This window comes from Chryseobacterium sp. SIMBA_038 (assembly GCF_046535115.1).
Taxonomy (GTDB): Bacteria; Bacteroidota; Bacteroidia; order Flavobacteriales; family Weeksellaceae; genus Chryseobacterium.
Genome location: NZ_JAWRXH010000003.1, coordinates 356,377 through 380,518 on the forward strand (window position 1 = coordinate 356,377; position 24,142 = coordinate 380,518).

The following is a 24,142-nucleotide window of genomic DNA, read 5'->3' on the forward strand; positions in this document are numbered from 1 at the left end:
TGTTATTCGTGAAAAACATTCGTGCCATTTGTGTTTAAATAAAAAAACAAATACAAATTATTAATTAAAACGTAAGAAATTGTGAAACTAATAAACATATATACAAATTCATTCAAAGGACTTTCTGAGGAAAGTTGGATGCTCGCGTTGGTAATGCTCATCAACCGTGCGGGCTCAATGGTACTTCCGTTTTTGGGAGTTTATATGACGAGCCATTTACATTTTAGCATAGAAAATACAGGAATTGTTTTAAGCTTTTTCGGGATCGGATCTGTAATCGGATCTTGGTTGGGAGGATTCATTACGGATAGAATAGGGGAGTATAAAGTTCAGTATATGAGCTTGTTATTAAGCGTACCGTTGTTTTGTTTAATTCCAGTTTTTAAAACAGAAATTGGAGTGGCAGCAATCATTTTACTGCAAAGTATTGTAAGTGATACTTTTCGTCCTGCCAACTCGGTGGCGATTACAAAATATGCGAAACCTGAAAATATAACGAGAGCTTTTTCATTGAATCGCATGGCAGTTAATTTGGGATTCTCTGTTGGCCCTGCTTTGGGTGGGATTTTATCTGCTATTTCGTACAATTTTTTATTTTACAGTAATGCTTTAGCGGCTTTACTAGCTGGAATATTGTACATTTCTTTCTTTTATAAACGAAATAAATTAGCAAAAGTAAAAATCACAAAAGTGAAAGAAGCAATTGAGGTTAAAAAAGAAAATTCGCCTTACCGAGATGGTAAATTCTTGATTTATTGTTTCTTTTGTTTGTTGTTTTCGATGTGCTTTTTCCAGTTATTCAGTACATTGACAATCTTTTATAAAGATGTTGCAAAGCTGAGTCAAGAAAATATCGGTTACATTTTAGGGTACAGTGGTTTCCTGATCGTTTTACTCGAAATGGGATTTGTACAGATTGCTGAAAAGTATTTTAATCTGGCTTTTACCATGCTTTTTGGGACTTTCATTTGTGGAATTGCCTATGCAATGATGGCTTTTGATTATAGCATAATTACATTGGTCATCTCAATGACAGTGCTTTGTATCGGAGAAATTTGGACGTTACCTTTCATGTCGACAATCACTGCAAAACGTTCCGGGAAAAACAATAAAGGAGCTTATATGGGACTGAACGGGATTTCTTTTTCCGCAGCGTTTATCATTACTCCGTACTTGGGAACTTTGCTGGCCGAGAAGTTTGGATTTAATGCTTTGTGGATCGGAACCGGAGTTTTAGCAACATTTATTGCAATCGCTTTTTACTTTATTGTTCCATGGATGTTGAAAGATAATAAAGAAATGGAAGAGGTAATATAAATATTTACAGGATTAGATTTAATTAATAGCATATTCTCCAAGACAATTATTTGTTTTGGAGAATATTTTTTATAACCATTTCTACATGAATTCTTGAATTTTCTATAAACCAAAGATGCGTGTCTTTTCCGCCACAGACAACGCCGGCCAAATAGAGATTTTTGACATTTGTTTCCATTGTTTCGGCATTATAAATCGGATTTAAACAATCTCCCTGCAAATCAATTCCTGAATTTTTTAAAAACTCAAAATCGGGAAGATAGCCTGTCATAGCTAATACAAAATCATTTTCAATTTCATGAATTTGTCCGTTTTCATCTTTAAAAATAACAGAATTTTCTTTTATTTCAATAATTTCAGAATTAAAATGAGCGGTAATATTTCCCTCGGCTATTCTGTTTTCAATATCAGGTTTTACCCAATATTTTACGTTTTTTGATATTTCAGAATGACGAACGATCATCGTGACTTCAGCTCCTTTTCTATACGTTTCCAACGCTGCATCTACGGATGAATTGCTAGAACCCACAACCACAATTTTCTGTTTTGCATATGGATAAGGTTCGGTATAATAATGTTTTACTTTTTCCAGATTTTCTCCGGGAATATCCATCAAATTTGGAATGTCATAGAATCCTGTTGAGATAATTACATTTTTGGCTAAATATTCTCCTTTAGAAGTTTCAACTTTAAAAATATCGTCATCTTTAGAAATATTTAGAACTTTTTCATACAGATTAATATTGATATTTTTCTGTCGGGCAATTCCTTGATAATATTCCAAAGCATCTTGTCTTCCTGGTTTTGGAGCGGTTGTGATAAATGGAATTTCATCGATTTCTAATTTTTCAGCAGTAGAGAAAAATCGCATATATAAAGGATAATTGTATAACGAATTTACAATGGTTCCTTTTTCTATAATTAAATAATTCAGGTTATTTTTTTTAGCTTCAAGAGCACAATTAAGTCCGATGGGACCGGCTCCGACAATGAGAATATCTAAAATTTCCATTATGCTAAGATATTGAAAAACTTTCTTACCTTTAATTGAATTCATGAATATCAAACAATGAAATATTATATTGCTGTTGCATCAAAAGATCATATCGAAAGAGGAGTCGAAGGTGGATTTATGCAGGCTAATCATGGAAAAGCCGCTTCTTTAAAAAGGCTAAGAACAGGAGATGGAATCATTTTTTATTCACCCAAGCGATATTTCGAGAAAGATGAAAAATGCCAGTGTTTTACTGCGATAGGTGAGATCAAGGATGAGGAAATTTATCAAGGTATTATGGCTGCAGGTTTTCAACCGTTTCGTAGAAATGTAGATTTTTATAAGTGTAAAGAAGTGTCAATTATTCCTTTAATTGATGAATTAGATTTTATTATTGATAAGAAGAGATGGGGATTTTCCTTTAGATTTGGTTTTTTAGAAATTCTTGAAAAAGATTTTCAATTCATAAAAAGTAAGATGATATAATACACTTAATCTAAAATTTGAATTAAAAATTATTTAGAAAGCTGGCATCACTTTTGGACATTTTCATTGATTAATATTAAAAAATGAAAAAATTATTACTATCCATATTCGTTATAAGTCTTGTTGCGTGTAAAAAAGAACCAAGTAAAGCTACCGATCATAAAGTTGATTCTACAATCCAAACAACTGTCCAAACTTCAAATCCTAGTAAGACTACCATAACCAGAGAAGAAATCATAAAAGAAGCTAATGACGAGGTTTTGAAAACCCTTAAAAATAAAGACTACAAAAGATTTGCAGAATTCATTCATCCCGAAAAAGGCGTTCGGTTTTCAATGTATGCTTTTGTAGATCCGAAAGAGGATAAGCAATTTTCTAAAACTGATTTTGAAAAATATCAACCAACCAAAACTCTTTTCACTTGGGGCACTCATGATGGTTCGGGAGATCCTTACAGAACAACAATTAATGACTATTTAGGAAAATGGGTTTTCTCAAAAGACTTTACTGCATCTCAATTTTCTTTGGATAAATTTCAGGGTGGCGGAAATTCTTTAAACAATTTAGAAAAAATGTATCCTAAACTTAATTTCACGGAAAATTACATCAAAGGCACCGAAAAAAATGGCGAAATGGATTGGAAAACACTTCGTTTTGTATTTGAAGAATTTAATGGAAAGTATTATTTAGTTGGAGTGATTAACGATCAATGGACTATTTAAATTTTATATAGACGCAAAGTTTTTAATTAGACTCTATTTATTTAAGGAAGCTAAGAAAGGCGATAAAGTTGCTGGTGAAGCAAGCTTAATCAAATCAATGAAATTGATTAGTTTCTTTGCCTTCTTAAAAAAAGGAGCAATATAAATAAAGCATTGCGTCAAAAAATTATAAAATCTCAACCAATTTTTTTGTAAGATTTTTTCTTGAAAACTGTTCAATATTTTGGCTGTTTTCAAGAAGGTTTCCATTTTTCCACAATTCAAATTTCTCTAAAATAAAGATTTTTATTGTTTCGGAATCTTGATAACCAAAATGTTTTCCTGCCTGAGTTTCATTTAAGATTTTTGAAACATCAGCCTGATCCGGACCAAAAGAAATAATCTGTTTTCCTGTCGCTAAATACTCAAATATTTTCCCTGGAATAATACCTTTCGAAGATTCATTGGGGAAATTTGTAATTAAAAGCATATCAGAATTTTGCATTTCTATGATCGCTTTGTCATGAGAAATATATCCTAAATTTAAAATATGATTTTTTAAACCAGAATTTTCAATTGTATTTAAAATTTTATCATCAATTCTGCCCACAAATTTTAATGAAAAACTTTCAGCAAAATCGGAATTCGTTTTCACCAAATCATCAAGAGCTTTCCAAAGATTTTCAGGATTTCTGAGCTGTTCTAAAACTCCAATATAACTTAATGTAAATTTTTGTTTGAGAGTCTGAGAGTCTGAGGATTTGATAGTTTGAGAAGCATCTGTTTCATCAAATCCATTGGTAATACAAACCGCATTTGCTCCATTTTTACGGAAATTTTCAGCGTCGGTATAACTTGTAGCTAAAGTAATATCAGCATTTTTAAAAACATCACTTTCTAATTGTCGATGCTTTTTATCGGAACTTTTGGTTAGTTTTAAATGTTTATAATAAGAAATTTCTGTCCATGGATCACGGAAATCAGCAATCCATTTTAAATTAGGAAGTTTCTTTTTTAAATTTAAACCTATCAAATGCAAAGAATGTGGAGGTCCCGAAGTGACCACAACATCAATTTTATTTTCTTTTAAATACTGTTCTAAAAATTTTACGGAAGGTTTTACCCAAAAAACTCTGGCATCAGGAATGAAAAAATTTCCTCTAACCCAAATCGAAAGCTTCGATTTCCAGCTTTGGTTTTTACCGACATCAAACTGTCCGGCTTTGAACTTTTTATTACTTTTATCAAGCTTTTCAGCGAGTTGATAAGGTTCCCAAATCTTGGTTTTAACGATTTCAATATTCTCAGGAATATCTTTCATTAAACTTTCATCCAACAACGGGTAACTCGGATTTTCTGGTGTGAAAATAACGGGTTTCCATCCAAATTCAGGTAAATATTTTACAAATTTTAACCATCTTTGAACACCGGGACCTCCCGCAGGTGGCCAGTAATAGGTGATGATTAATATTTTCTTTTGTTCCATTTATATTGGAGTGTTTTGTCATTCCGTAGGAATCTGGACAGAGCTTTTAAAATTGCTTAGATTCCTACAGAATGACAAAATTGAGGTTAAACTTTTTCTATTAGAATTTCCTTCTTCTTGTTTTTATTCATCCAATAAATCCCGAAACCACTTAATATAATGAATAATCCAAAGCTCAATAAAGAAATCCATTTCCCTGTTTCAATAACTTCCGGTTCGAAAATCATTCTGATGTTATGTTTTCCTGCAGGAACATGTACTGCACGAATTAAATAATCAGCTTTGATGTAAGGAACTTCCTTATCGTCTACGAACATTTTCCAGCCGTGAGGATAGTAAATTTCAGAAAATACTGCCAACTGTGGAGTTTTAGATTCAGATTTGAATTCTAATTCATTCGGTTGGTATTTCGTTAAATTAATAAATGCTGTCGGATCTGCCTGAACTAGTTTGTTATTGAAATATTCTTTATCTGAAGAAGCAATAACGGCTGTTTTCTTGCTGTCGATTACTCCAATAGATTTAATTTCTTGGTTTGGACTGTTCACAAATTTCAAGTCGCTTACAAACCATGCATTTCCGTTAGCTTTTGGATTTGGCATTGCCTGAGGATGTTCCGGATCGCCAGCAACCCAATATTTAGCGTTCAGTAAATTAAGAACATTTGGAAGTTTCACAGAATCCATTACCTGAAAATATTCATTGATAACGTCATCATATCTTCTCAATTTTACAGCATGATAACCTCCGATTGAAGATTTAAAATAAGACGTATTCGTCTCGCTGAATGTTCCTAAAAGATTATTAAAAATTCTGTAATGAGTTTTATCTTTTTCAGCAATCGTTTCCAATGTTTTGTTGACCTGAACATTGGCTAAAATTGAACCCAAATTAGGATTTGCCTGTACTTTTTCAGCCAAAAGATCTGAGGTTTCTGTTTGGAAAGGGTTTTCAGCAAAAACTTTATCTACATAATTTTCATCATTCAAATAACGTTTGTTTACTGTCCAAAGATCAAATAAACTCACGACTCCGATAATGATCAAAGCTATATTTTGATTTAATTTTTGCTTTAAAACCATAAATAAAGCTCCTGCTGCGATGGCAACATAGATAAATGCTTTGATTGCATCAATTCTGAACAATTTGAATCTTTTATCCACCAAATAATCCAATAGGAAAGGAGGAAGATATGTTTTTTCATTTTCTGTATGGAAACCTAATAAAGATTTTCCGAAAATTAATAGAATTAATAAAAATCCTAATGTTCCGCCACCAACATAAAGAAGAATTTTCTTTTTGTATTCTTCCGTTAATTTTTCGTCTGTAAAGAATCTATACAATCCAATAATCGCGATTAAAGGGAGTAAAAGTTCTACGATAACTAGGATAGAAGATGGGGCTCTGAATTTATTGTAAATCGGAACAAAGTCTATAAAGAAGTCCGATAAAGGCATAAAGTTGCTTCCCCAAGCCAATAAAACGGTAAGAATTGAAGCTCCTAAAATCCAGTAACGGTATTTTTTCCAAGCAAAAAAGAAACCTAATAAAGCAAGGAAACAAACAATCGCTCCCTGATAAGCAGGTCCCGAAGTTCCCGGTTGGTCGCCCCAGTATGTTACGCTTCCGAAACCTTTAGAAACACGATCCATTTCGGCTTGTGATGTCACATTTTCCTGAACAAGTTCCTGAACTTTATTCATGATGTCTTTTGCCTCAGGTTCTTGGCTTCCGCCACCCATCAATCTTGGGATGAAAAGGTTTAAAGTTTCCAGTCTTCCGTAGCTCCACATCAGCATACTTTCTTTATCCATTCCGGATTCTCCTGAGGTATGAGTATCGTTATCTAAAATTTGTTTTCCACGAACAGTTTCTTTTACGTATTCGGCATTGGCCATAATTCTTTGAGAATTCATTCCAACTCCGATGACACAAGCAGCAGCAATAATTCCTGAAGAAATTAAGAAGTGCTTCATCGGCGTTTTCTTTTGGATTGCTCGGATTAATTCAGATAAGAATAAAAATCCTAGCGCAATGAAAAGATAATACGTCATCTGTGGGTGATTCGCCGCTATCTGAAGTCCCATAAACAGGGTCGTGACAATGAATCCCCAGATGTAACTTTTCCGTATATAAACGAGTAATATTCCGGCTAAAAGTGGCGCGAAATATTCAATAGTATTCACTTTACCATTGTGTCCCGCTGCAATAATAATATAAAAATAGGTTGAAAGTCCGAAGAAAGTGGCTCCCAAAAGAGCATATTTCCAGTTTCTGACCGCAACCATTCCTAAAAGGAAAAATCCTGCAAAAAGTAAGAAAAGATAATTAACAGGTCTTGGAAAAAAGTTCAGATTACTATCAATTTTTTTGATAATATCTCCTTTGAACTGGCTTCCCATCTGATAAGTTGGCATTCCACCAAACATGGAATCACTCCAATACGTTTCATCTCCAGTGTTTGCTCTGTAGTCCAGAAGTTCTTTTGCGCCTCCTCTGTACTGAACAATATCATGCTGGAAAAGCTGTTTTCCTGTAAACACAGGTGTGGAATATAAAAATGCTAAAACTATAAATACAACTAATGAAGCCGCAATATAAATTAAGTTTTTATTTTTCGCCATTTTGGTTATTATCTTTTATTTTCTTGGGTATATTTTACCTTTTGTCTTTATTTTCTTTTACCTCTTCATAGTCCACGGTTTCTGCATCCCAATGGATCTTCGGGTTTTTATCCTTGTTTGAATTGTTGATATCCTGCTGATTACTATTTTGTTTGATATTTTTAAACAAATAACTGTAGAATGTTTTAAAAAATAATCTTTTCAAAATATTCCATACAAAGAAAATAATAATAGCGGTGAGTACTAACTCAAGAATAAACTTCATAATTTTTTATTTTAAAAACTTCGACATTATTTTTTAGCAGAAGGATTTACCATTACAGAAGATTTTGAAACGCTTTTCATAGACTGAGACTGTTTTCCGTCTGAAATTGTTTCAATCTGAGTAGTTTCTACATTAATATTCTGATTGGTGATCCATCCTGTGCTTTGATCAAATTTAATGGTACCATTCTGTACAAGCTCACTGCTTAAACTGTGGGTGATTTTATCCTGAGCTTTTTTCTCAGTTTTCTTAGGGATTCCACCAGATACGCCAATTTCTGCAATACCGTTTCCTACGCTTTTCAATACATAGTTTGAAGTAACTTTTACAGCTCCGCTTGGATCTGCATTTTCAGAACTTGTCCATTTTTCACCGATTTTTGCTCCTTTTTTAGGAATAATTGTTAGGTTTTTGTTGAACTGATCTTTTAATACCTTTTCGTTAAAGCTTTGTTTAAGACTTGCAACAACGCTTTCTTTTTGGTTTTTATCTTTAATAAGAGTTCCTACAGCATTAGAAACTTTAGTATAAACTGCATCGAAACCTGTAATCGAAAGTACATTTCCTTTCGTGTCCATTTTCATGTTCAGTTTATTGCTTGTAAGAGCTTTGTTGACATTCCAGATCATTTTCAGATCATCCTCTTTTGGAATTGGAAGCTTGGTGTCTACTACAATTGTCTTTCCGTCAGCAGTTTGAGAATTTCTTTTTCCGATAAGATTAAGAGTCAAATCATAAACATTTCCTTTGATATCATTAACGGTGAAAGTCATTTCGTCAGTAGATTCACTTGTCCCGTTTAGAGATTTTCCTTGAGGATCTGTCATCGTTTTTACATCTCTCTGGTAAGTTGTAAGAGGATATGTTTTTCCTTTTTCAAGCTTGAAAGTTTGAGTATAAACACCTGCAGAGTCCTTAATTGCAGGGTTTTCTGAAACTTTAGCTACAGAATCAGCAGGAACTTCAACGGTAATTGTTTTTCCTGTTTTCGGATCCACTTTTGTTACGGTCGTTGTTTCTTTTTTACAAGAAACTAAAGCTATAGATGATATAAGCGCAAGCGCTGCAATGTTCTTCATTTGAATTGATTTTGAATGTGTTATCGATTAATTTACTTTCACTAATTTCTGTCTTGTTGCTTCATATAAAATCGCTCCACAAGCAACAGAAACGTTTAAAGATTGTGTTTTTCCTTCAATTGGTAATTTTATTTTTTCATCTGCATGATGTAAAACTTCTTTAGAAATTCCGGTTTCCTCATTACCCATTACGATAGCGCAAGGTTCTGTGAAACTTACATCATAGATCAGTTTTTGAGCTTTCTCGGTAGCTGCAAATACAGAAATTCCGCTTTGTTGAAGATAATCTACAACGTGCGCTAAATTTGGTTCTTTACAGATTTTAATATTATAAAGTGCTCCTGCTGAGGTTTTTATAGCGTCAGAGTTGATAGGTGCGCCTCCCTTTTCAGGAATAATAATAGCGTCAATTCCTACACATTCTGCAGTTCTACAGATGGCTCCGAAATTTCTAACGTCAGTTAATCTGTCCAATATCAATAAAAATGGAGTTTTTCCCTCTTCAAATAATTGAGGAACAACATCTTCCACTCTATGAAACGGAACATCCGAAATAAAAGCTACAACACCCTGGTGGTTTTTTCTTGTAAAACGGTTCAGTTTTTCAACCGGAACGTAGTTTGGACGTAATTTATTTTTAGCTAAAATTGTTTTCAGTTCGGCATAAATATCGCCTTGCAATGCATTTTGTACAAAGATCTTGTCAATAGTTTTCCCTGCTTCAATAGCTTCAATTACGGGACGAAGCCCGAAAATAAAATCGTCTTTTTTATCTGTCATTTTAATAATTTAAATAGTGAAATTGTTAAATATCAATTTTACTTTGTGGGTCAATTTGCTGTGGTTTAAAGAGTCACATTTGAGAATTGACGCATTGTAAAATTCATTTTTAACTATCTTCCTTTTTCTCCTAAAATTGCTCTTTTCTGAGCCATTGCATAGCCATAATGTAAGCTTTCATGCATGTTGTTGAAGATGATGGCATCCTGAATACTTTTCAAATCCATCCCAAAACTCGTGGTGTAGGGCGTGTAATCTGAGAAGAAATCGCTGTCATAATCTTTCATTAAGATCTTTGAAGTTTCGGTTAATAAAAACTCCAGATCTTCCACTTCAGATTTTTGTACATTTAAGTTCGGAAGAGTTCCTTTCTTATATGTCTCGATCCAATATTTATCAATTCTGAAAGGGTTTCCGCTTAGGTAATAGTGCAAAAGCTGCTCTGTAGCAACTGTATGTGCAATATTCCAGTAAATGTTATTGTTAAAGCCATCCGGAATCAGCAAAAGATCTTCATGAGATGTATTTTGCAGAATATCCAGAAGGTTTCTTCTCACCTGTCTGTGGGCTTGAAAATGATAATTCATTTTACAAATTTTTTAATCACCAAAAATAGTTTAATAAAGTGGAAGTGACAATTTTTAAATGTGAGATTAAGGTTAAAATTATTTAAAATAATGCCTTTAAAATAAATAAATGTTAAAAAAGGTATTCGTTTTTCGTTTATTAAAGGAAAGTCTTTGTTAAAATAATTGATTTTAAGAAGTGTATTTCTTTTTTTGACTATTCTAATATGACTTCGAAGCTGAAGCTGATTTGTAATGCGAAATTTAAAATCTATTCAAATTTTATAAAAGTAAAAACCTCCTGCGAAGATGTTCGAAAGGAGGTTTCTTTACTTGTTTTTAACAGAATATTTTTATTTTTTGATAATCTTATGTTTGAAAGATGTTCCGTCTTTTAAGACAACATTCAAGATGTAAATTCCTGTGTTGTATGAAGAAATATCAATCTTGTTTTCTTTATAATTTTCAAATAATTTTCTTCCGTCTATGCTGAATAAAGTTAGAGACATCACATCTACTGGAGATTTAATATTCACAAAGTCGGAAGTCGGATTTGGATAAATACTTACATCCGTTGTTTTGACATCATTTACATTTAAATTGACGTTGCTTTTGCCCTGCATATAAACAGATAAATAGACATCTCCTTGTTGCTGATTAAAAACAGCGGTCGGTATTGTGTGTTTTAGGGTATGATTTCCTGCGGTCAAGTTAGGCATTACAAATCCTCTGATAGGAACAGAATTTCCAGGGCACCAGTTGTTCCATGAAGTCCAATCAGCAACAGTCTTCGGAGTTGTTCCGTAAATTCCGTTACCTTGTGTATTGTATACTCTGAATGGTTCGCACGAAATTCCTCCTGGAGTATAGGTAAGAACCTGTACATCATCTATATACGTGTAGTTTTGTCTTCTAATATATTCTTCACCGCCACTATTTGCACCATGAGGAGTTGATATTACAAAAAAGCGGGCATCGGTAACGGGATTAGGTAAGTTAAAATTTACAATTCTAACAGTTTGCCCGGCAACGTCTGTACTATTATAATTATTGATTCTACTGTAACTCAAAAGAGGAGTAAGGCTGTTGTAATCTGTAGGTGTTGCTCCCGCATCTGTTGAAAAGAAAGTAAGAGATCCTGAAAAAACATCAATTCTTCCGGAACATCCCGCAACCTGTGTTTGTGCAGCATAAGGAACACCAAAAACATCTAGTTCCATATACATATCGTAAGTACTACGAAGCGCAGCATCGTGAAAGACACTGTATAAATTACTTAAATTATAGGTGTAAGGCACTTCCGTAGGCGTACGGTTTTTATTCATGAAAGGAGTGATGTATCTGCCAACTTCCATTCTTTTTACATTTACATCGTCTATAGTGTAAGTAGCTTGATTTTTAGGGACTAAAGCCAAGAAAACCTCTCCCAGACGGTCATAATTGTCACAAAGAGCACCGATGGAAACTCTCATGGCGATTTTAGCTTTAAAAGAATTCAGTTCTGCGTCTGTAAGTTTTCTTGCATATCTTGTGTTTCCAAGTCTGATCAGACCTGTAGGAACCGGATCAGATACTGTTGCTGCATAACCATCATAATAAACTGCTTGTGAAATCACATTCACCATCGTTGTGGTTTGTGATTGAAGAAGTCCCGCGAAAAAGAGACTCAAAAAAAATAGCTTTTTATACATGTAATTGGTATTTGTTACAAATGTATTAAAATATGTACTTAAATTTAGTGTTTGTTGTTCGATTTTTCAAAGCAAATAATGATTTGTTGATAATTGTATAAATATTTAAAGAGATATGGTTGATTTGAGTTTAAAGTATTATTAAGATTAATGTATGTGATTAAATAATCATATTTATTATAAAAATTAAAACTTTAGTACTAAATTAGCACCATATTCCATATTGAATTTATTAATTATGAAAAGAATTTTACTTTTATCTTTATTATTGATATCGTTGGCGTTTAATGCCCAAATAAATATAAACATTGGAAGTACAAATGTTGGGACAGCTCCGATAAGCAGTTTTTTCTCTTATTCTTATGTTCAGCAAATTTATCCTAAGCAGGAAGTAAATGCGAATGCTGCAGGAAACATTACAGGTCTTACTTTTTATATAGATCCTTCTTCAACTATTTCTGATTCTTCAAATTGGACTGTTTATCTTGGTCACACAACAAAAACAGCTTTCATATCTGGAACGGATTGGGTTCCCTCTTCGCAACTAACTCAAGTGTTTGCAGGTACGGTGACCAAAAATAATAATAAAGTTGAACTTACTTTTACAACCCCATTTGCTTATAATAATACAGATAATCTAGTAATCGCAGCAAAAGAAAATGCTCCGAGTATTGATATTAATAATTTTGATGAAGCATTTAAAGTTTATTCACATCTTCCATATTCAACTCTTTATTACAAAGGAGACAATGCGGTTGTTGATCCAGCATCTCCACCGGGTGGAATAAGAGCAGATTACAAATCATCAGTAACGATTTTAGGATTAACGCCTAGATCTACTCCTGCGTGTCCTTTCGTTGCTTATCCAACAAATAATGCCCAACTTGTTTCATTATCTCCCAATATTAAATGGTTCCCGGTTTCAGGAGCAGATTCTTATAAAATTTCAGTCGGAACAAGCTCTGGAAGTACGAATGTTATTAACCAACAGTTAGTAACAGGAACTGATTTTACTCCGTCAACTCCTCTTAATTCAGACACTAATTATTATTTAAAGGTTACTGCGGTTTCAGCTGGAGTTGAATCTTCAGGCTGTACAGAAGTTGTTTTTAAAACTGTTCCTCCTGTGCCGGTAAATGATGCGTGTTCAGGTGCTTTATTGGCTTCTGCTTTTCCTTATTCATACACACAAAGTGATGCTGTTTCTGCAACTAATAATGCAGGAAATATAACAGTTTGCCCTGATGCAACGAATGATGGAACTTGGTTTAAATTAATAGGAGATGGTAGTCAGTACACTATTAAAGTGACCATGCCTACAGGAAGTACTTTCGATCCTCAGGTAGATGTATACAGTGGTACTTGCAGTGCTCTGGGATGTGTCGGGACGATGGATAATGGCGGTGCTGCTGCGACGGAAACGATTACTATTCCAACAACGGCAGGAACAGAATATTATATAAATGTAGGTTCTTACGAAGAAACAATCGACGTTCCGGAAGATGTATTTACCATTACAATTACTAAGCTTTAATAGACTATTATATTTAGGTTTTATTAATTAAATAAAATAAAAAGCACCATGAAATTTTTATAACTAAGAATTTCATGGTGCTTTTTCTGTCGAGTTATAACGTTTTATCATATCAATAATTGACCTCTCAAATGAATCATATAAATTAAATCTCAGTCGCTTAGCTGAAGATCTCATAAATCCTCGGAATATTTAACAAACTTTAACTCAAAAATGGCATTTATTATGTTGATTAATGCAAGTATTTATTAGAAATTTACAACTTATTTTAATTTAAACTATGTCAGATACATATCAAGCAGAAGACATTCGTCAGTTGACGGAAAAGATAAAAGAACAAAACTATTTATTTTCACTTCTGAGACAGGAAATCAACAAGGTTATCATTGGCCAGGAATATATGATAGACCGCCTTTTGGTGGGTCTGTTAGGAGGTGGGCACGTTCTTTTGGAAGGGGTTCCCGGATTGGCAAAAACGTTAGCTATCAAAACGTTGGCGGATGCTGTTCATGGTGAATTTTCAAGGATTCAGTTTACGCCGGATTTATTGCCTGCAGATGTTGTAGGAACGATGATCTATAATATTAAAGAGAACGATTTTTCTATAAAAAGAGGGCCTGTTTTTGCCAATTTCGTGCTTGCGGATGAGATCAACCGTGCGCCGGCAAAGGTGCAGTCTGCTCTTTTGGAGGTGATGCAGGAAAAGCAGGTGACAATTGGTGACGAAACAATGAAGCTTCCAAAACCGTTTTTGGTATTGGCAACGCAAAACCCGATCGATCAGGAAGGTACTTATCTTTTGCCCGAAGCGCAAAGCGACCGTTTTATGCTGAAATGTACGATCGATTATCCAAAATTTGAGGATGAAAGAACGGTAATGAGAATGGTTTCTACTTCTCATCAGCCAATAGTAAAACCTGTGGTTTCTCTGCAAAATATTGTAGATGCTAAAGAATTAATTAATCAAATTTATTTAGACGAAAAGATCGAAAAATATATTTTGGATATGGTTTTTGCAACCCGTTATCCTGAAAATTACGGTCTTTCCGAACTTAAAAATTATATCAGTTTCGGAGCTTCTCCAAGAGCATCTATTAACTTGGCCATAGCTTCAAGAGCTTATGCATTCTTAAAAGGAAGAGCTTTTGTAATTCCTGAAGATGTAAAAGAGTTGGCGAAAGATGTGTTGAGACACAGAATTGGATTAACATTCGAAGCTGAGGCAGAAGAGATTTCTACAGAAGAAATTGTTAACAGAATTTTAGCAAAAATTCAAGCTCCTTAATTTTTAATGGAAGAAATTATCATCAGAAAAGCGGTTCAGGAAGATTGTGCTCCGATGTTGGAGCTGATCAAAGAATTGGCTGAATATGAAAAAGCTTTACATGAAGTTACTTTAACGTTAGAGCAATTTACGCAAGATGGCTTTGGTAAATCCCCAGTTTGGGGCGCTTTTATTGCTGAATTTGAAGGAAATATTGTTGGAATTTCATTGTATTATGATCGATATTCAACTTGGAAAGGAAGAAGGTTATATTTGGAAGATTTAGTGGTGACAGAAAAACTGAGAGGAAAACAAATTGGAAAGAAATTATTTGAAGCAACCTTAGAACACGGAAAGTCAAATCAATACAGCGGAATGGTTTTTCAAGTATTGAATTGGAACGAACCAGCAATTAATTTCTATAAAAAATACAGTCCGAAGTTTGATGATGAATGGTTTAATGTTTCAATTGAGTTTAAGGATTGAGTTATATGGATTGGCAATATTTAAAAGATAATATTTATTTCTCAGATGGATCATTAAGAGATATTTATGTTTTAAATATTTCAAGATCTGATTGGTTGAAATGGATAGATTTTATAAATGAAAATTTTGAAGTCAGATTTACTTATTGTGATATAACTGGAGATTTAAAATCGAGCGATCGAATTATTCCTAAATATATCTTCGATTATTGGGATAATGTAAGTGAATTTGTTGTAGCTGCGACAATAATGATTGGTGAAATTATTTTAAAATGTTACTTTTTTACAGAAGAAGAAATAGAAAATGATATTACACCAAAGGAAATAGAAAGTTTAGATCATCATAATCAAATTATAGATTATTTAAAATCAGTTTCTAAAATTTTAAACAAAGAAGTTATCTTAACAACGGAAAACTACGATTTAGATTATTATAGATTGATTACTGTAAATAATGATGAAGTTTTAATTAAGTAGACATGGAAATAAAAGATATTGTAAAAAAAGTAAAACAAATAGAAATCCGTACTCGCAGGAAGACGGAAGCTACTTTGATGGGACAATATCACAGTGCTTTTAAGGGGCAGGGAATGACTTTTTCAGAAGTTCGTCCATATCAGTTTGGCGATGAAATTCGTAGAATTGACTGGAATAAAACCGCTCGTTTCCGTGAACCATTCGTTAAAGTAATGGAAGAGGAGAGAGAATTGACGATGATGATTTTGGTTGATATTTCTGCTTCAATGGATTATGGAACAAAAACTCAGCTGAAAAGAGAATATGTAGCAGAAATTGCAGCAAGTTTAGGCTTTTCAGCAGCAGGAAATAATGATAAAGTTGGTCTGATTCTATTTGCTGATAAAGTGTATAAAGTAATTCCACCACAAAAGGGTAGGAAGCATATTTTGTCGATCATAAGTAATATTTTAACGGCTGATTATGTTCCGGCAGTTTCCAAAATTGATAAAGCAATGGAATATATGATGGGAATTTTCAAGAGAAAATCTTTGGTTTTCCTATTTTCAGATTTTGAAGATGAATATGATTCTAAAATGCTTCGTGTCGCTTCAAAAAAACACCATTTGCTTGGAATGAGAATTTACGATGAAAAAGACAACGAAATTCCTGATGTTGGATACGCGTTGTTATATGATGCTGAAACAGGAAAACAGGTTTGGGCAAATACTTCAAGTGCAAGATGGAGGTATACTTTTGCAGAAGCTCAGAAACAAAAAGTAAGAGCATTGGAAGACGATTTTGCCAACAGTTCGGCCAGTTTTATGAATGTAAATACAGGTGCGGATTATTCAAAATTATTGTATAGTTATTTCCAGAAGAAATAATTACATCAATAGTTTAAATAAATTTTAAAAAAATCAATTGGCTTTAGCCAAAATTTATCAATAAAAGTTGAAAAGAATACTACTTATACTATGTTTTTTAATCTGTGCAAACGCTTTTTCACAGATACTTTCTTCCAATCTTGAGAAGAAGACGCTTGCTTTGGGAGAAGTCAATCATTTAATTATAAAAATTGACAATCTTAGCGGAAAACCGGTTACTGCTGCCGCTAAAAACGAGCTGTTACCTTTTCATTTTGAAGAAGTAAAAGACAGCATCGGTCAGAATCAAAATTTATATGAAAGAAAGATCGAATTTGCCGTTTATGAAGAAGGGAAATTTACTATTCCTGAACTGGAATTTAAGGTTGGAAATCAAGTTTTAAAAACAATTCCTTACGAGATTGATGTGATGAATACTGCTCAAAAAGCAGATCAGATCAACGATATCATGAACAATAAGGAAGTAAAACTTGAAGCGAAAGATTATTGGGAGCTTTATAAGTTCTATATTTTAGCGGCTTTGGGAATTATTGCTCTTATCATTGCTATTGTGATGTACATGAAATGGGGCAAAAAATCAAAAAGTTCTCCTGCTGTGGCAACTAATCAGACTTTGAAAGAATTAGATTCTCTTAAAAAGAAAAAATATATTGAAGAAGGAAATTACCGTTCATTTTATGTTGAATTGATCGAGATTTCAAGAAAATTTATCACCAAACAATACCATTTGCCTGCAGATGTTTTGTTGACGGATGATTTAATAGATTTAATGAAAAAGAACAATACGATCTCTCAGGAAAACGAAAAAGTGGTGGAAGATGTATTTTTAAGAGGAGATTTGGTGAAATTCGCCAAAACTTTCCCCGATAAAGACGCGATGGAAAAAGATTTTGCAGACGTAAGAGAATTTGTGAAGAGATCATCAAAGGATTTAGAATTCGAAAACTTGAGAAAGGATGTTTAATTTTGAATTTTATAGTCCGTGGTTTTTACTGCTTTTTGTACTGTTTATTCCTCTTTTTATCAGAGATGTAAGCAAACAGAAAAAGAAAGGTATAAAAGTTCCTACCGTAAAAAATATGGAAGGAAGTAATGGAATTGTAGCTGTACTTTTTTTACTTAAAATCTCCAAATATCTTATTCTTTCCGCGCTAATCATTGCGATGGCGAGACCAAGAACGTTCACTGTTTCTCAGGACAGAGACGATACAAAAGGGATTGACATTATGCTCGCTGTCGATGTATCATTGAGTATGTTGGCTAAAGATTTAACGCCCGATCGTTTGACTGCATTGAAAGAAATTGCGATAAAATTTGTTAATCAACGTCCGAATGACCGATTAGGTTTAGTGACTTATTCCGGTGAGGCGTTTACAAAAGTTCCTGTAACATCCGATCATCAGGTTGTAATTGATGAATTAAAAGACCTTAATCCATTAGAACTTCAACCCGGAACTGCGATTGGCGAAGGACTTTCTGTTGCCGTAAATCACCTTAGAAATAGTAAAGCAAAAAGCAAGATCATTATTTTAATGACAGATGGTGTTAACACGATTGAAAATGCAATGCCCGCACAAGTTGCTGCTGAATTGGCTGAAAACAACGACATAAAAGTTTATTCCATCGGAATTGGAACGAATGGATATGCCTTAATGCCTACTCAACAGGACATTTTCGGGGATTTGGTGTTTACAGAAACGGAAGTGAGAATTGATGAAGAACTTTTAAGAGAAGTAGCGCAGACTACAAACGGAAGATATTTCAGAGCTACCTCAAACAGTAGTCTGGAAGAGGTTTATAATGAAATTAATCAATTGGAAAAATCTGATATAAAAGTGTCCAAGCTTTACAATTATCAGGAATATTTTAAAATTTTCCTCTGGATTGCTTTAGGAATATTAATTATCGATGCTTTGCTGAGATGGGTATTTTATAAATTTTTAAGCTGATGGAGTGGTATTTAGGTAATTATTGGTATTTATTGTTGCTGTTGCTTTTGCCGCTGTTAGCTATTTTATTGATTCGTTTTCTGAAATGGAATAATAAAAGAAGAAACATTTTTGCGGACAGTCAGTTTCACGAAGAATTGTTTGAAAAAAGATCAGGATTTGTGAAAATTTTCCCTGCTCTTTATCTTTTGGGAACTTTGTTTTTAATATTTTCAATTATTGATTTATTAAATGGTTCAGAAGAGGTAAAAAGCAATCAAAGGATGAACAATGTGATTTTTATGCTTGATGTTTCCAACTCTATGAATGCGGAGGATATTAATCCGAGTCGTTTAACAGAAGCAAAAAATCTGATGATCAACACGATGCAGAAGATGAAAAGCGATAAAGTCGGGATTGTGATATTTGCAGGAGAATCTGTTTCTATCATGCCGTTAACAACAGATTATAGTTCGGCCGAAACATATATTAATGCAATTGAAACCAATTCTATGCAAATTCAGGGAACTGATTTCTTAAAAGGAATGCAGGTTGCGGTTGAGAAATTTAAAAATGTAAGCAAGGGCTCAAGAAAAATCGTTTTATTGAGTGATGGTGAAGATAACGAAGGAAATGACAATGCAGCGATAAAATTGGCGAATAAAGAAGGAATAATGATTACTTCCGTAGGGATTGGTTCAGATGAAGGTGCACCCGTTCCGGAATATGTTTTTGGACAATTAATGGGTTACAAAACCGACCAAGCCGGAGAAACGGTAATTTCTAAAAGACAAACCGAAGCTCTCAAAAAGATGGCAGAATCCACAGGCGGAACTTATATTGACGGAAATAATATCAATGAAGCGCCAAGCAGAATTTCGGATGCTCTAAGCAAGAAGATGTCTTCTTCTGAAACATTGATTAAATCTCAAAATGCTAATCACTATTATCAATATTTTTTAGCTGTTTCAATACTTTTCTTCTTTTTAATTTATATTTTTAATCCTAAAAGAGATTTTAATGTTTAATACTCATAATTGTCTTTGAAAAGTTTCGATACCACTTTAACCCAACTTTAACAATTAAGACACTGTTTATTAACATATAAAGGGATAATTTTGCATATAATGAATACTAAAATCATTTTTTTATCGTTTATAATTGCTTTTTCGTTTTCAGGCGTCGTTTTCGGGCAGGAAAGCTATAGGACTTTGGTCTATGAGGGCAATCAGAAATTTAATGGTAAAAACTATGATGGAGCGTCTTCTAAGTATATGGAAGCTATAAAATCTAACGAAAAGGATTTTACGGCACACTATAATTTGGGGAACGCTTTGTATAAAAATAAAAAATATGATGAAGCAAAAGCTGAGTTTGAAAAAGCACAAAAACTTTCTCAGACAATTCCTGACAAGGCAGCAGCTCTTCACAATTTGGGAAATACTTATATGCAGATGAAGCAGCCGGACAAAGCTGCAGATTATTATAAGCAATCCCTAAAACAGGATCCTTACAACGAAGCAACAAGAAAAAACTACGGAATTGCCAAGTTGAAGGAAAAAGAAAACCAACAGAAAAAAGACCAGCAAAATAAGTCAGGCAAAGGCGGCGGGGGTAAAGACCAACAGAAAAATGATGATCAGAAAGGCGATACCAAAGATCAAAAACAGGATCAGGGTAAAGGCCAGCAAAATCAGGGGGAAAGTCAGCAAGGAAATGATCCGAACCAAAAGCAGAATAATGAAGGTAAAATGCCAAAAGATCTTGAAAACGCAATATTAGATAAAGTAAGCGATAAAGAGAAAGAAACCGCCAAAAGGATTTTAAATAAAAATTCTTATTCGATGCCTCAAAGCAACGAGAAAGATTGGTGATGCAACAGAAAATTATTTACATATTATTTATCCTTTCTTCCGTAATTTCTTACGGACAGGTAAGTATTAATGTAAATCCTGATAAAAATGATTATTCGGGAAAAGATGTTGTAAACCTTACCATCACGCTGGAAATGAATGGTAGCGAGTACAATCAGCAAACGCCAATTCGTCTTCCTGATTTGTCAAAATTTAATATCATTGGTTCCGGATCTGTAAATAATACGTACATCGATCCTGCTACCAACACTGTAATTACGCAACGAGTTTCCCAACTTGCGCTTGAACCTAAGCAAAAAGGTAAGATCAAGATCGGATCCGTTTTGGTTACGGTTAATAATAAAATTTATAAAACAGAACCTTTCGATATTTTGGTAAAAGATGTTGAAAAGAAAGCTGTTGCCAGTGCTTCCAATGATGTTTATCTGAACATGGAAATCGAAGACAGGGATGTTTATCAGGATCAGCCAACTGTTGCTGTTCTGAAAGTATATTCTAAAAATATGGATAACTTCAGAAAAGTGAAGAATATCCGTCTTCCTGAGCAGGATAATATCAATGTACATCCTGTAAATTTCACGAAATCAGAAATAGATCCTTCATCTAGTTACGGTAATATGGCTTCACAGGTTTTGGCCGTATTCATGGTATTTCCAAATGAGGCAGGGTATGTTGAGGTACCGGCAGTTTCTGCATCTGTTAACACATACTCAAATAAAAATAAAATAGTTTCCAATAGGGTTAAACTTAATGTAAGAAAGCTTCCTGAAGGTTCTCCAGAATGTTTCAAAAATGCTGTAGGAAACTTTAATGTAAGCGTTTATAATGCTTCAAAAGAAAAGGTTGAGGTTAAAAAACCGATCAACGTTGTCGTAAAAGTTTCAGGGGAAGGAAACTTGTCTGATATGGAACTTCCAAAAATCGTAGAATCTCCGGATTATGAGATTTTTGCGCCTAAAATTACTTCAAATGTAGCTCCCGGAACTACAGGAATTAAAGGTGAGATCTTAGCAAATTATGTTGTCATTCCGAAAAAGGCAGGTGATATTTTTATTAAAACAGAACAGTTCGCTTTCTTTAATCCGGCGAGTAAAGAATATACAGATCTTGGTCAGGAAACGTTGGCTGTGAACGCGTTTTCACATGATCAGATCATGGAAGCTAAAACCACGGTTGAAAAGGTAAATGAATATACCAACAGCTTTTTGGAGACAGTAAATACTCCGGTTTTAAAGACAACTTCATTTAAAGTTAAAGAAAAAAGTAAATTCAATTGGGGCGTACTTTTAACCAATACTGCCATTTTACTAGGATTATTTATTACTTATCTTTTATTTAAGACTTGGCAAAAAAAACGTACATTAGTTAAAGAAACTGTACCTTCAAAATCTTTAGGTTCTGTAGCAGAAACCGAAAATGAAATAAGACAAAGCTTAAAAACTGATATCAATGATTATTTCAGTTATTTAGAAAATCTTAAAGATAATGAAGATTATCAGAAGTTCTTTCAAACCGTAGATGAGATGGATTCTGAAGTTAGAAATCAGTATTTCCAAAGCTCAGCAGAAGATTTCAGAAAGTTTCTGGAAAGAGACAAAGGTTCTGCAGTTGCCGAAGAATACAGAACTCTTTCGCAGAAGATACAGATAGAGAAGTATGCTCCTGTAAAATCTTCCGAAGGAATGGATGAACTTTTGAAGGCAATTGTTAATTTGTATTCTCAGATTAGCAAATAATCAATTTTTTTTCATATTTTTGCGAAATTTTTAATTACAAAAAGATGGAAGTTTTTAATGATTTTTCTATAAAAGAGATTGTTACCTGTTTTATGGTTCTTTTCGCTGTGATCGATATTATCGGTTCTGTTCCCATTGTTGTAAGCTTACAACAGAAGTTCGGGCAAATTGAAGCAGGAAGGGCTTCTATTACTGCCGGAGTTATCATGATCATATTTTTATTTGTTGGAAATAAGATTCTAAAATTGATCGGAGTAGATGTAAATTCATTCGCCATTGCCGGAGCTTTTGTGATTTTTATCATAGCACTAGAAATGATTTTAGGAATTGAGATCAATAAAACGACGGAAGCAAAAGCTGCATCCATTGTCCCTATTGCGTTTCCGCTGGTTGCAGGTGCCGGAACTTTAACAACGACGTTATCGCTGAGAGCTGAATTTCATGATATTAATATTATTTTGGGAATCGTTCTCAACACAATTTTTGTATATTTGGTGCTGAAATCAGCAAAATGGCTGGAAAGAAAAATGGGAGAGGCTACTTTGTCTATCTTACAGAAAGTTTTCGGGATCATCCTTTTGGCAATTTCAATTAAATTATTTACAGCAAACTTTGCACAATTGGTGCAGAACTATATTAATTTTTAAGAATCATGCAGAAGTTTTATAAAGTATTTTTAGTACTATTCATCGTGTTTATCGCCATAAATCTTTATGCTTTAGACTGGCAGTCGGATGTTTTATCTGAGGATAATCTGAAGTTTGTATTTTCAATTGCTTCGGCCGTTATCGGGCTTGTTTTACTTTTTGTGTTAAACACATGGAGTAAGATTGGATTGAAAAAATAATCTTTACATTATTAAAATATATAAACCTCTTAAATCTAATTTAAGAGGTTTTTTTATATCATATGAATCTAAACAATGATTATTGATACCTGAATAATGTTAGAACGCCTATTGGTGGCTGAGGCTCTCGAAGCCACTATCAAATCTAAGAAACAACCAAATTCTTCAAAACCGCTTCAGACTTCAACTCTGTTTCAATCCACTCTTTTTCAGGATTGCTTTGGGAAGTAATTCCTCCACCCACAAAGAGATGAACAGCGTTTTTATATAATTTTGCACAACGGAGATTAACGAAGAACTGAACGGTATCTTCTGTTTCAATTTTGATATAACCCGCATAAAATTCGCGCGGAAATTTTTCTATTTTTTGAATGTTTTCTTTACAAAAATCCTTCGGAATCCCGCAGACAGCCGGAGTAGGATGTAATTCCTGAATAAGACGATCCAAATCTTCAGATTGTATTTTAGCTTTAAAATCTGTTCTTAAATGTTTGATATTCCCCGAAATATGATCGTGCGTTTTTGACTCTTCGACTCCGCTCAGAGTGACATATTTGGTTAAGATATTTTTAATATAGTTTGAAACCGGCTTTTGTTCCTCAATTTCTTTCTCGGACCACTCCTCTGAGACCGGTAGAGTACCCGCAAGGCTCATTGTTTCAAACTCATGAGTCGTTTTGTTGAATTTCCCTAAGACCTCTGAAAAGGCGCCCATCCAAGCATTTTCACCATTGTTGAAAATGTATCTGAAAGCGTTCGGATATGTTTTACATAAATTGTTGAAGCTTTCTTTTAAATCAATTTGATTAAAATCATTAAAAATTTTCCTTCTTGAAAGGACTAATTTTGGAAGCGTATTTTTATTAATGACTTCAATGACTTCTTCTAATTTTTGTAAATATTCATCCTTGGTTTCAGCGATGAAATTGCTTTTGTCTTCTGGTAAAGAGTCGTTTGTAATAATTTCTTTATCGAAATTTTCCTGATTTATCTCAATAATATCTCCATCAAAACTGATTTGCCTTAAACCGTCAAAAGAATGAAAATTGATTGAATTTTTACCTGTTTTTTCATCTGTTGAATACAGTTTTTCGTCAAAAGGAAATTTGAAATAAATCATTGATTGAATGCTTTTCGAAAAT

The 24,142-nt window shown here is 33.6% G+C and carries 24 protein-coding genes; 15 read left to right on the forward strand and 9 right to left on the reverse strand.

Features of this window, described 5'->3' with window-relative positions:
• The first annotated feature begins 138 nt into the window (after positions 1–138).
• Positions 139–1,317 (forward strand): MFS transporter, encoded by a 1,179-nt coding sequence (locus SB689_RS12575; protein ID WP_410692683.1) that lies wholly within the window; start codon positions 139–141, stop codon positions 1,315–1,317.
• A 46-nt stretch (positions 1,318–1,363) separates the two neighbouring features.
• On the opposite strand, the gene SB689_RS12580 is transcribed toward SB689_RS12575, so the two are convergent.
• Positions 1,364–2,329, reverse strand: a complete 966-nt coding sequence (locus SB689_RS12580) for a YpdA family putative bacillithiol disulfide reductase (RefSeq protein WP_410692484.1) — start codon at positions 2,327–2,329, stop codon at positions 1,364–1,366.
• A 57-nt stretch (positions 2,330–2,386) separates the two neighbouring features.
• Here SB689_RS12580 and SB689_RS12585 point away from each other — a divergent pair, with 57 nt between their 5' ends.
• Together SB689_RS12585 and SB689_RS12590 are read left to right on the forward strand one after the other, a co-directional pair.
• A complete protein-coding gene (locus SB689_RS12585) occupies positions 2,387–2,797 on the forward strand; it encodes an EVE domain-containing protein (RefSeq protein ID WP_410692485.1) in 411 nt (136 codons plus the stop codon).
• 83 nt (positions 2,798–2,880) lie between these two features.
• A complete protein-coding gene (locus SB689_RS12590) occupies positions 2,881–3,519 on the forward strand; it encodes a hypothetical protein (protein WP_410692486.1) in 639 nt (212 codons plus the stop codon).
• A gap of 166 nt (positions 3,520–3,685) precedes the next feature.
• On the opposite strand, the gene SB689_RS12595 is transcribed toward SB689_RS12590, so the two are convergent.
• The 7 genes from SB689_RS12595 to SB689_RS12625 all read right to left on the reverse strand — a co-directional run bounded on the left by SB689_RS12595 (position 3,686) and on the right by SB689_RS12625 (position 11,968).
• Positions 3,686–4,984: a glycosyl transferase family 1 gene (locus SB689_RS12595; RefSeq protein ID WP_410692487.1), complete on the reverse strand. Its 1,299-nt coding sequence runs from the start codon at positions 4,982–4,984 to the stop codon at positions 3,686–3,688.
• Positions 4,985–5,070: 86 nt separating this feature from the next.
• Positions 5,071–7,608 (reverse strand): YfhO family protein, encoded by a 2,538-nt coding sequence (locus tag SB689_RS12600; RefSeq protein WP_410692488.1) that lies wholly within the window; start codon positions 7,606–7,608, stop codon positions 5,071–5,073.
• Positions 7,609–7,642: 34 nt separating this feature from the next.
• Complete coding sequence (locus SB689_RS12605) at positions 7,643–7,873, reverse strand: hypothetical protein (RefSeq protein WP_410692489.1); 231 nt, start codon at positions 7,871–7,873, stop codon at positions 7,643–7,645.
• 26 nt (positions 7,874–7,899) lie between these two features.
• Positions 7,900–8,952, reverse strand: coding sequence for a DUF6263 family protein (locus SB689_RS12610; RefSeq protein ID WP_410692490.1), 1,053 nt, complete (start codon positions 8,950–8,952; stop codon positions 7,900–7,902).
• Between the two features lie 27 nt (positions 8,953–8,979).
• Positions 8,980–9,732, reverse strand: a complete 753-nt coding sequence (gene rlmB, locus SB689_RS12615; protein ID WP_410692491.1) for a 23S rRNA (guanosine(2251)-2'-O)-methyltransferase RlmB — start codon at positions 9,730–9,732, stop codon at positions 8,980–8,982.
• Between the two features lie 113 nt (positions 9,733–9,845).
• Positions 9,846–10,319 (reverse strand): DinB family protein, encoded by a 474-nt coding sequence (locus SB689_RS12620; RefSeq protein WP_123979806.1) that lies wholly within the window; start codon positions 10,317–10,319, stop codon positions 9,846–9,848.
• A 332-nt stretch (positions 10,320–10,651) separates the two neighbouring features.
• Positions 10,652–11,968 (reverse strand): peptide-N-glycosidase F-related protein, encoded by a 1,317-nt coding sequence (locus SB689_RS12625; protein WP_410692492.1) that lies wholly within the window; start codon positions 11,966–11,968, stop codon positions 10,652–10,654.
• 259 nt (positions 11,969–12,227) lie between these two features.
• Here SB689_RS12625 and SB689_RS12630 point away from each other — a divergent pair, with 259 nt between their 5' ends.
• The 12 genes from SB689_RS12630 to SB689_RS12685 all read left to right on the forward strand — a co-directional run bounded on the left by SB689_RS12630 (position 12,228) and on the right by SB689_RS12685 (position 23,000).
• Positions 12,228–13,523 (forward strand): hypothetical protein, encoded by a 1,296-nt coding sequence (locus SB689_RS12630; RefSeq protein WP_410692493.1) that lies wholly within the window; start codon positions 12,228–12,230, stop codon positions 13,521–13,523.
• Between the two features lie 280 nt (positions 13,524–13,803).
• Positions 13,804–14,808 (forward strand): AAA family ATPase, encoded by a 1,005-nt coding sequence (locus SB689_RS12635; RefSeq protein ID WP_066756308.1) that lies wholly within the window; start codon positions 13,804–13,806, stop codon positions 14,806–14,808.
• A gap of 6 nt (positions 14,809–14,814) precedes the next feature.
• Positions 14,815–15,273, forward strand: a complete 459-nt coding sequence (locus SB689_RS12640) for a GNAT family N-acetyltransferase (protein WP_410692494.1) — start codon at positions 14,815–14,817, stop codon at positions 15,271–15,273.
• 5 nt (positions 15,274–15,278) lie between these two features.
• On the forward strand, positions 15,279–15,749 hold the full coding sequence (locus SB689_RS12645) for a hypothetical protein (RefSeq protein WP_410692495.1): 471 nt from the start codon (positions 15,279–15,281) through the stop codon (positions 15,747–15,749).
• A gap of 2 nt (positions 15,750–15,751) precedes the next feature.
• Positions 15,752–16,615 (forward strand): DUF58 domain-containing protein, encoded by an 864-nt coding sequence (locus SB689_RS12650; protein WP_410692496.1) that lies wholly within the window; start codon positions 15,752–15,754, stop codon positions 16,613–16,615.
• Positions 16,616–16,682: 67 nt separating this feature from the next.
• Positions 16,683–17,579 carry a BatD family protein gene (locus SB689_RS12655; RefSeq protein WP_410692497.1) on the forward strand — a complete coding sequence of 299 codons (897 nt, stop codon included), beginning with the start codon at positions 16,683–16,685 and terminating at the stop codon, positions 17,577–17,579.
• The gene (locus tag SB689_RS12660; protein ID WP_410692498.1) at positions 17,572–18,564 is read left to right on the forward strand and encodes a vWA domain-containing protein; all 993 of its coding nucleotides are present in this window, start codon (positions 17,572–17,574) and stop codon (positions 18,562–18,564) included. Before SB689_RS12655 ends, SB689_RS12660 begins: the two co-directional genes overlap by 8 nt.
• Positions 18,564–19,571 carry a vWA domain-containing protein gene (locus SB689_RS12665; RefSeq protein ID WP_410692499.1) on the forward strand — a complete coding sequence of 336 codons (1,008 nt, stop codon included), beginning with the start codon at positions 18,564–18,566 and terminating at the stop codon, positions 19,569–19,571. Before SB689_RS12660 ends, SB689_RS12665 begins: the two co-directional genes overlap by 1 nt.
• Positions 19,572–19,670: 99 nt before the next feature.
• A complete protein-coding gene (locus SB689_RS12670) occupies positions 19,671–20,417 on the forward strand; it encodes a tetratricopeptide repeat protein (RefSeq protein WP_410692500.1) in 747 nt (248 codons plus the stop codon).
• The gene (locus SB689_RS12675) at positions 20,417–22,153 is read left to right on the forward strand and encodes a BatD family protein (protein ID WP_410692501.1); all 1,737 of its coding nucleotides are present in this window, start codon (positions 20,417–20,419) and stop codon (positions 22,151–22,153) included. The genes SB689_RS12670 and SB689_RS12675 overlap by 1 nt, the downstream gene beginning before the upstream one ends.
• Before the next feature lie 44 nt (positions 22,154–22,197).
• Positions 22,198–22,800: a MarC family protein gene (locus SB689_RS12680; RefSeq protein WP_410692502.1), complete on the forward strand. Its 603-nt coding sequence runs from the start codon at positions 22,198–22,200 to the stop codon at positions 22,798–22,800.
• Positions 22,801–22,805: 5 nt separating this feature from the next.
• Positions 22,806–23,000 (forward strand): hypothetical protein, encoded by a 195-nt coding sequence (locus tag SB689_RS12685; RefSeq protein WP_066756330.1) that lies wholly within the window; start codon positions 22,806–22,808, stop codon positions 22,998–23,000.
• 145 nt (positions 23,001–23,145) lie between these two features.
• On the opposite strand, the gene SB689_RS12690 is transcribed toward SB689_RS12685, so the two are convergent.
• Positions 23,146–24,120: a chorismate-binding protein gene (locus SB689_RS12690; RefSeq protein ID WP_410692503.1), complete on the reverse strand. Its 975-nt coding sequence runs from the start codon at positions 24,118–24,120 to the stop codon at positions 23,146–23,148.
• Positions 24,121–24,142 lie beyond the last annotated feature (22 nt).

Bases quoted from the DNA above. Each gene is read 5' to 3' on its own strand.
- SB689_RS12575 (WP_410692683.1), top strand. From the start codon at position 139: ATGCTCGCGTTGGTAATGCTCATCAACCGTGCGGGCTCAATGGTACTT.
- SB689_RS12580 (WP_410692484.1), bottom strand. From the start codon at position 2,329: ATGGAAATTTTAGATATTCTCATTGTCGGAGCCGGTCCCATCGGACTT.
- SB689_RS12585 (WP_410692485.1), top strand. From the start codon at position 2,387: ATGAAATATTATATTGCTGTTGCATCAAAAGATCATATCGAAAGAGGA.
- SB689_RS12590 (WP_410692486.1), top strand. From the start codon at position 2,881: ATGAAAAAATTATTACTATCCATATTCGTTATAAGTCTTGTTGCGTGT.
- SB689_RS12595 (WP_410692487.1), bottom strand. From the start codon at position 4,984: ATGGAACAAAAGAAAATATTAATCATCACCTATTACTGGCCACCTGCG.
- SB689_RS12600 (WP_410692488.1), bottom strand. From the start codon at position 7,608: ATGGCGAAAAATAAAAACTTAATTTATATTGCGGCTTCATTAGTTGTA.
- SB689_RS12605 (WP_410692489.1), bottom strand. From the start codon at position 7,873: ATGAAGTTTATTCTTGAGTTAGTACTCACCGCTATTATTATTTTCTTT.
- SB689_RS12610 (WP_410692490.1), bottom strand. From the start codon at position 8,952: ATGAAGAACATTGCAGCGCTTGCGCTTATATCATCTATAGCTTTAGTT.
- rlmB (WP_410692491.1), bottom strand. From the start codon at position 9,732: ATGACAGATAAAAAAGACGATTTTATTTTCGGGCTTCGTCCCGTAATT.
- SB689_RS12620 (WP_123979806.1), bottom strand. From the start codon at position 10,319: ATGAATTATCATTTTCAAGCCCACAGACAGGTGAGAAGAAACCTTCTG.
- SB689_RS12630 (WP_410692493.1), top strand. From the start codon at position 12,228: ATGAAAAGAATTTTACTTTTATCTTTATTATTGATATCGTTGGCGTTT.
- SB689_RS12635 (WP_066756308.1), top strand. From the start codon at position 13,804: ATGTCAGATACATATCAAGCAGAAGACATTCGTCAGTTGACGGAAAAG.
- SB689_RS12640 (WP_410692494.1), top strand. From the start codon at position 14,815: ATGGAAGAAATTATCATCAGAAAAGCGGTTCAGGAAGATTGTGCTCCG.
- SB689_RS12645 (WP_410692495.1), top strand. From the start codon at position 15,279: ATGGATTGGCAATATTTAAAAGATAATATTTATTTCTCAGATGGATCA.
- SB689_RS12650 (WP_410692496.1), top strand. From the start codon at position 15,752: ATGGAAATAAAAGATATTGTAAAAAAAGTAAAACAAATAGAAATCCGT.
- SB689_RS12660 (WP_410692498.1), top strand. From the start codon at position 17,572: ATGTTTAATTTTGAATTTTATAGTCCGTGGTTTTTACTGCTTTTTGTA.
- SB689_RS12665 (WP_410692499.1), top strand. From the start codon at position 18,564: ATGGAGTGGTATTTAGGTAATTATTGGTATTTATTGTTGCTGTTGCTT.
- SB689_RS12670 (WP_410692500.1), top strand. From the start codon at position 19,671: ATGAATACTAAAATCATTTTTTTATCGTTTATAATTGCTTTTTCGTTT.
- SB689_RS12675 (WP_410692501.1), top strand. From the start codon at position 20,417: ATGCAACAGAAAATTATTTACATATTATTTATCCTTTCTTCCGTAATT.
- SB689_RS12680 (WP_410692502.1), top strand. From the start codon at position 22,198: ATGGAAGTTTTTAATGATTTTTCTATAAAAGAGATTGTTACCTGTTTT.
- SB689_RS12685 (WP_066756330.1), top strand. From the start codon at position 22,806: ATGCAGAAGTTTTATAAAGTATTTTTAGTACTATTCATCGTGTTTATC.
- SB689_RS12690 (WP_410692503.1), bottom strand. From the start codon at position 24,120: ATGATTTATTTCAAATTTCCTTTTGACGAAAAACTGTATTCAACAGAT.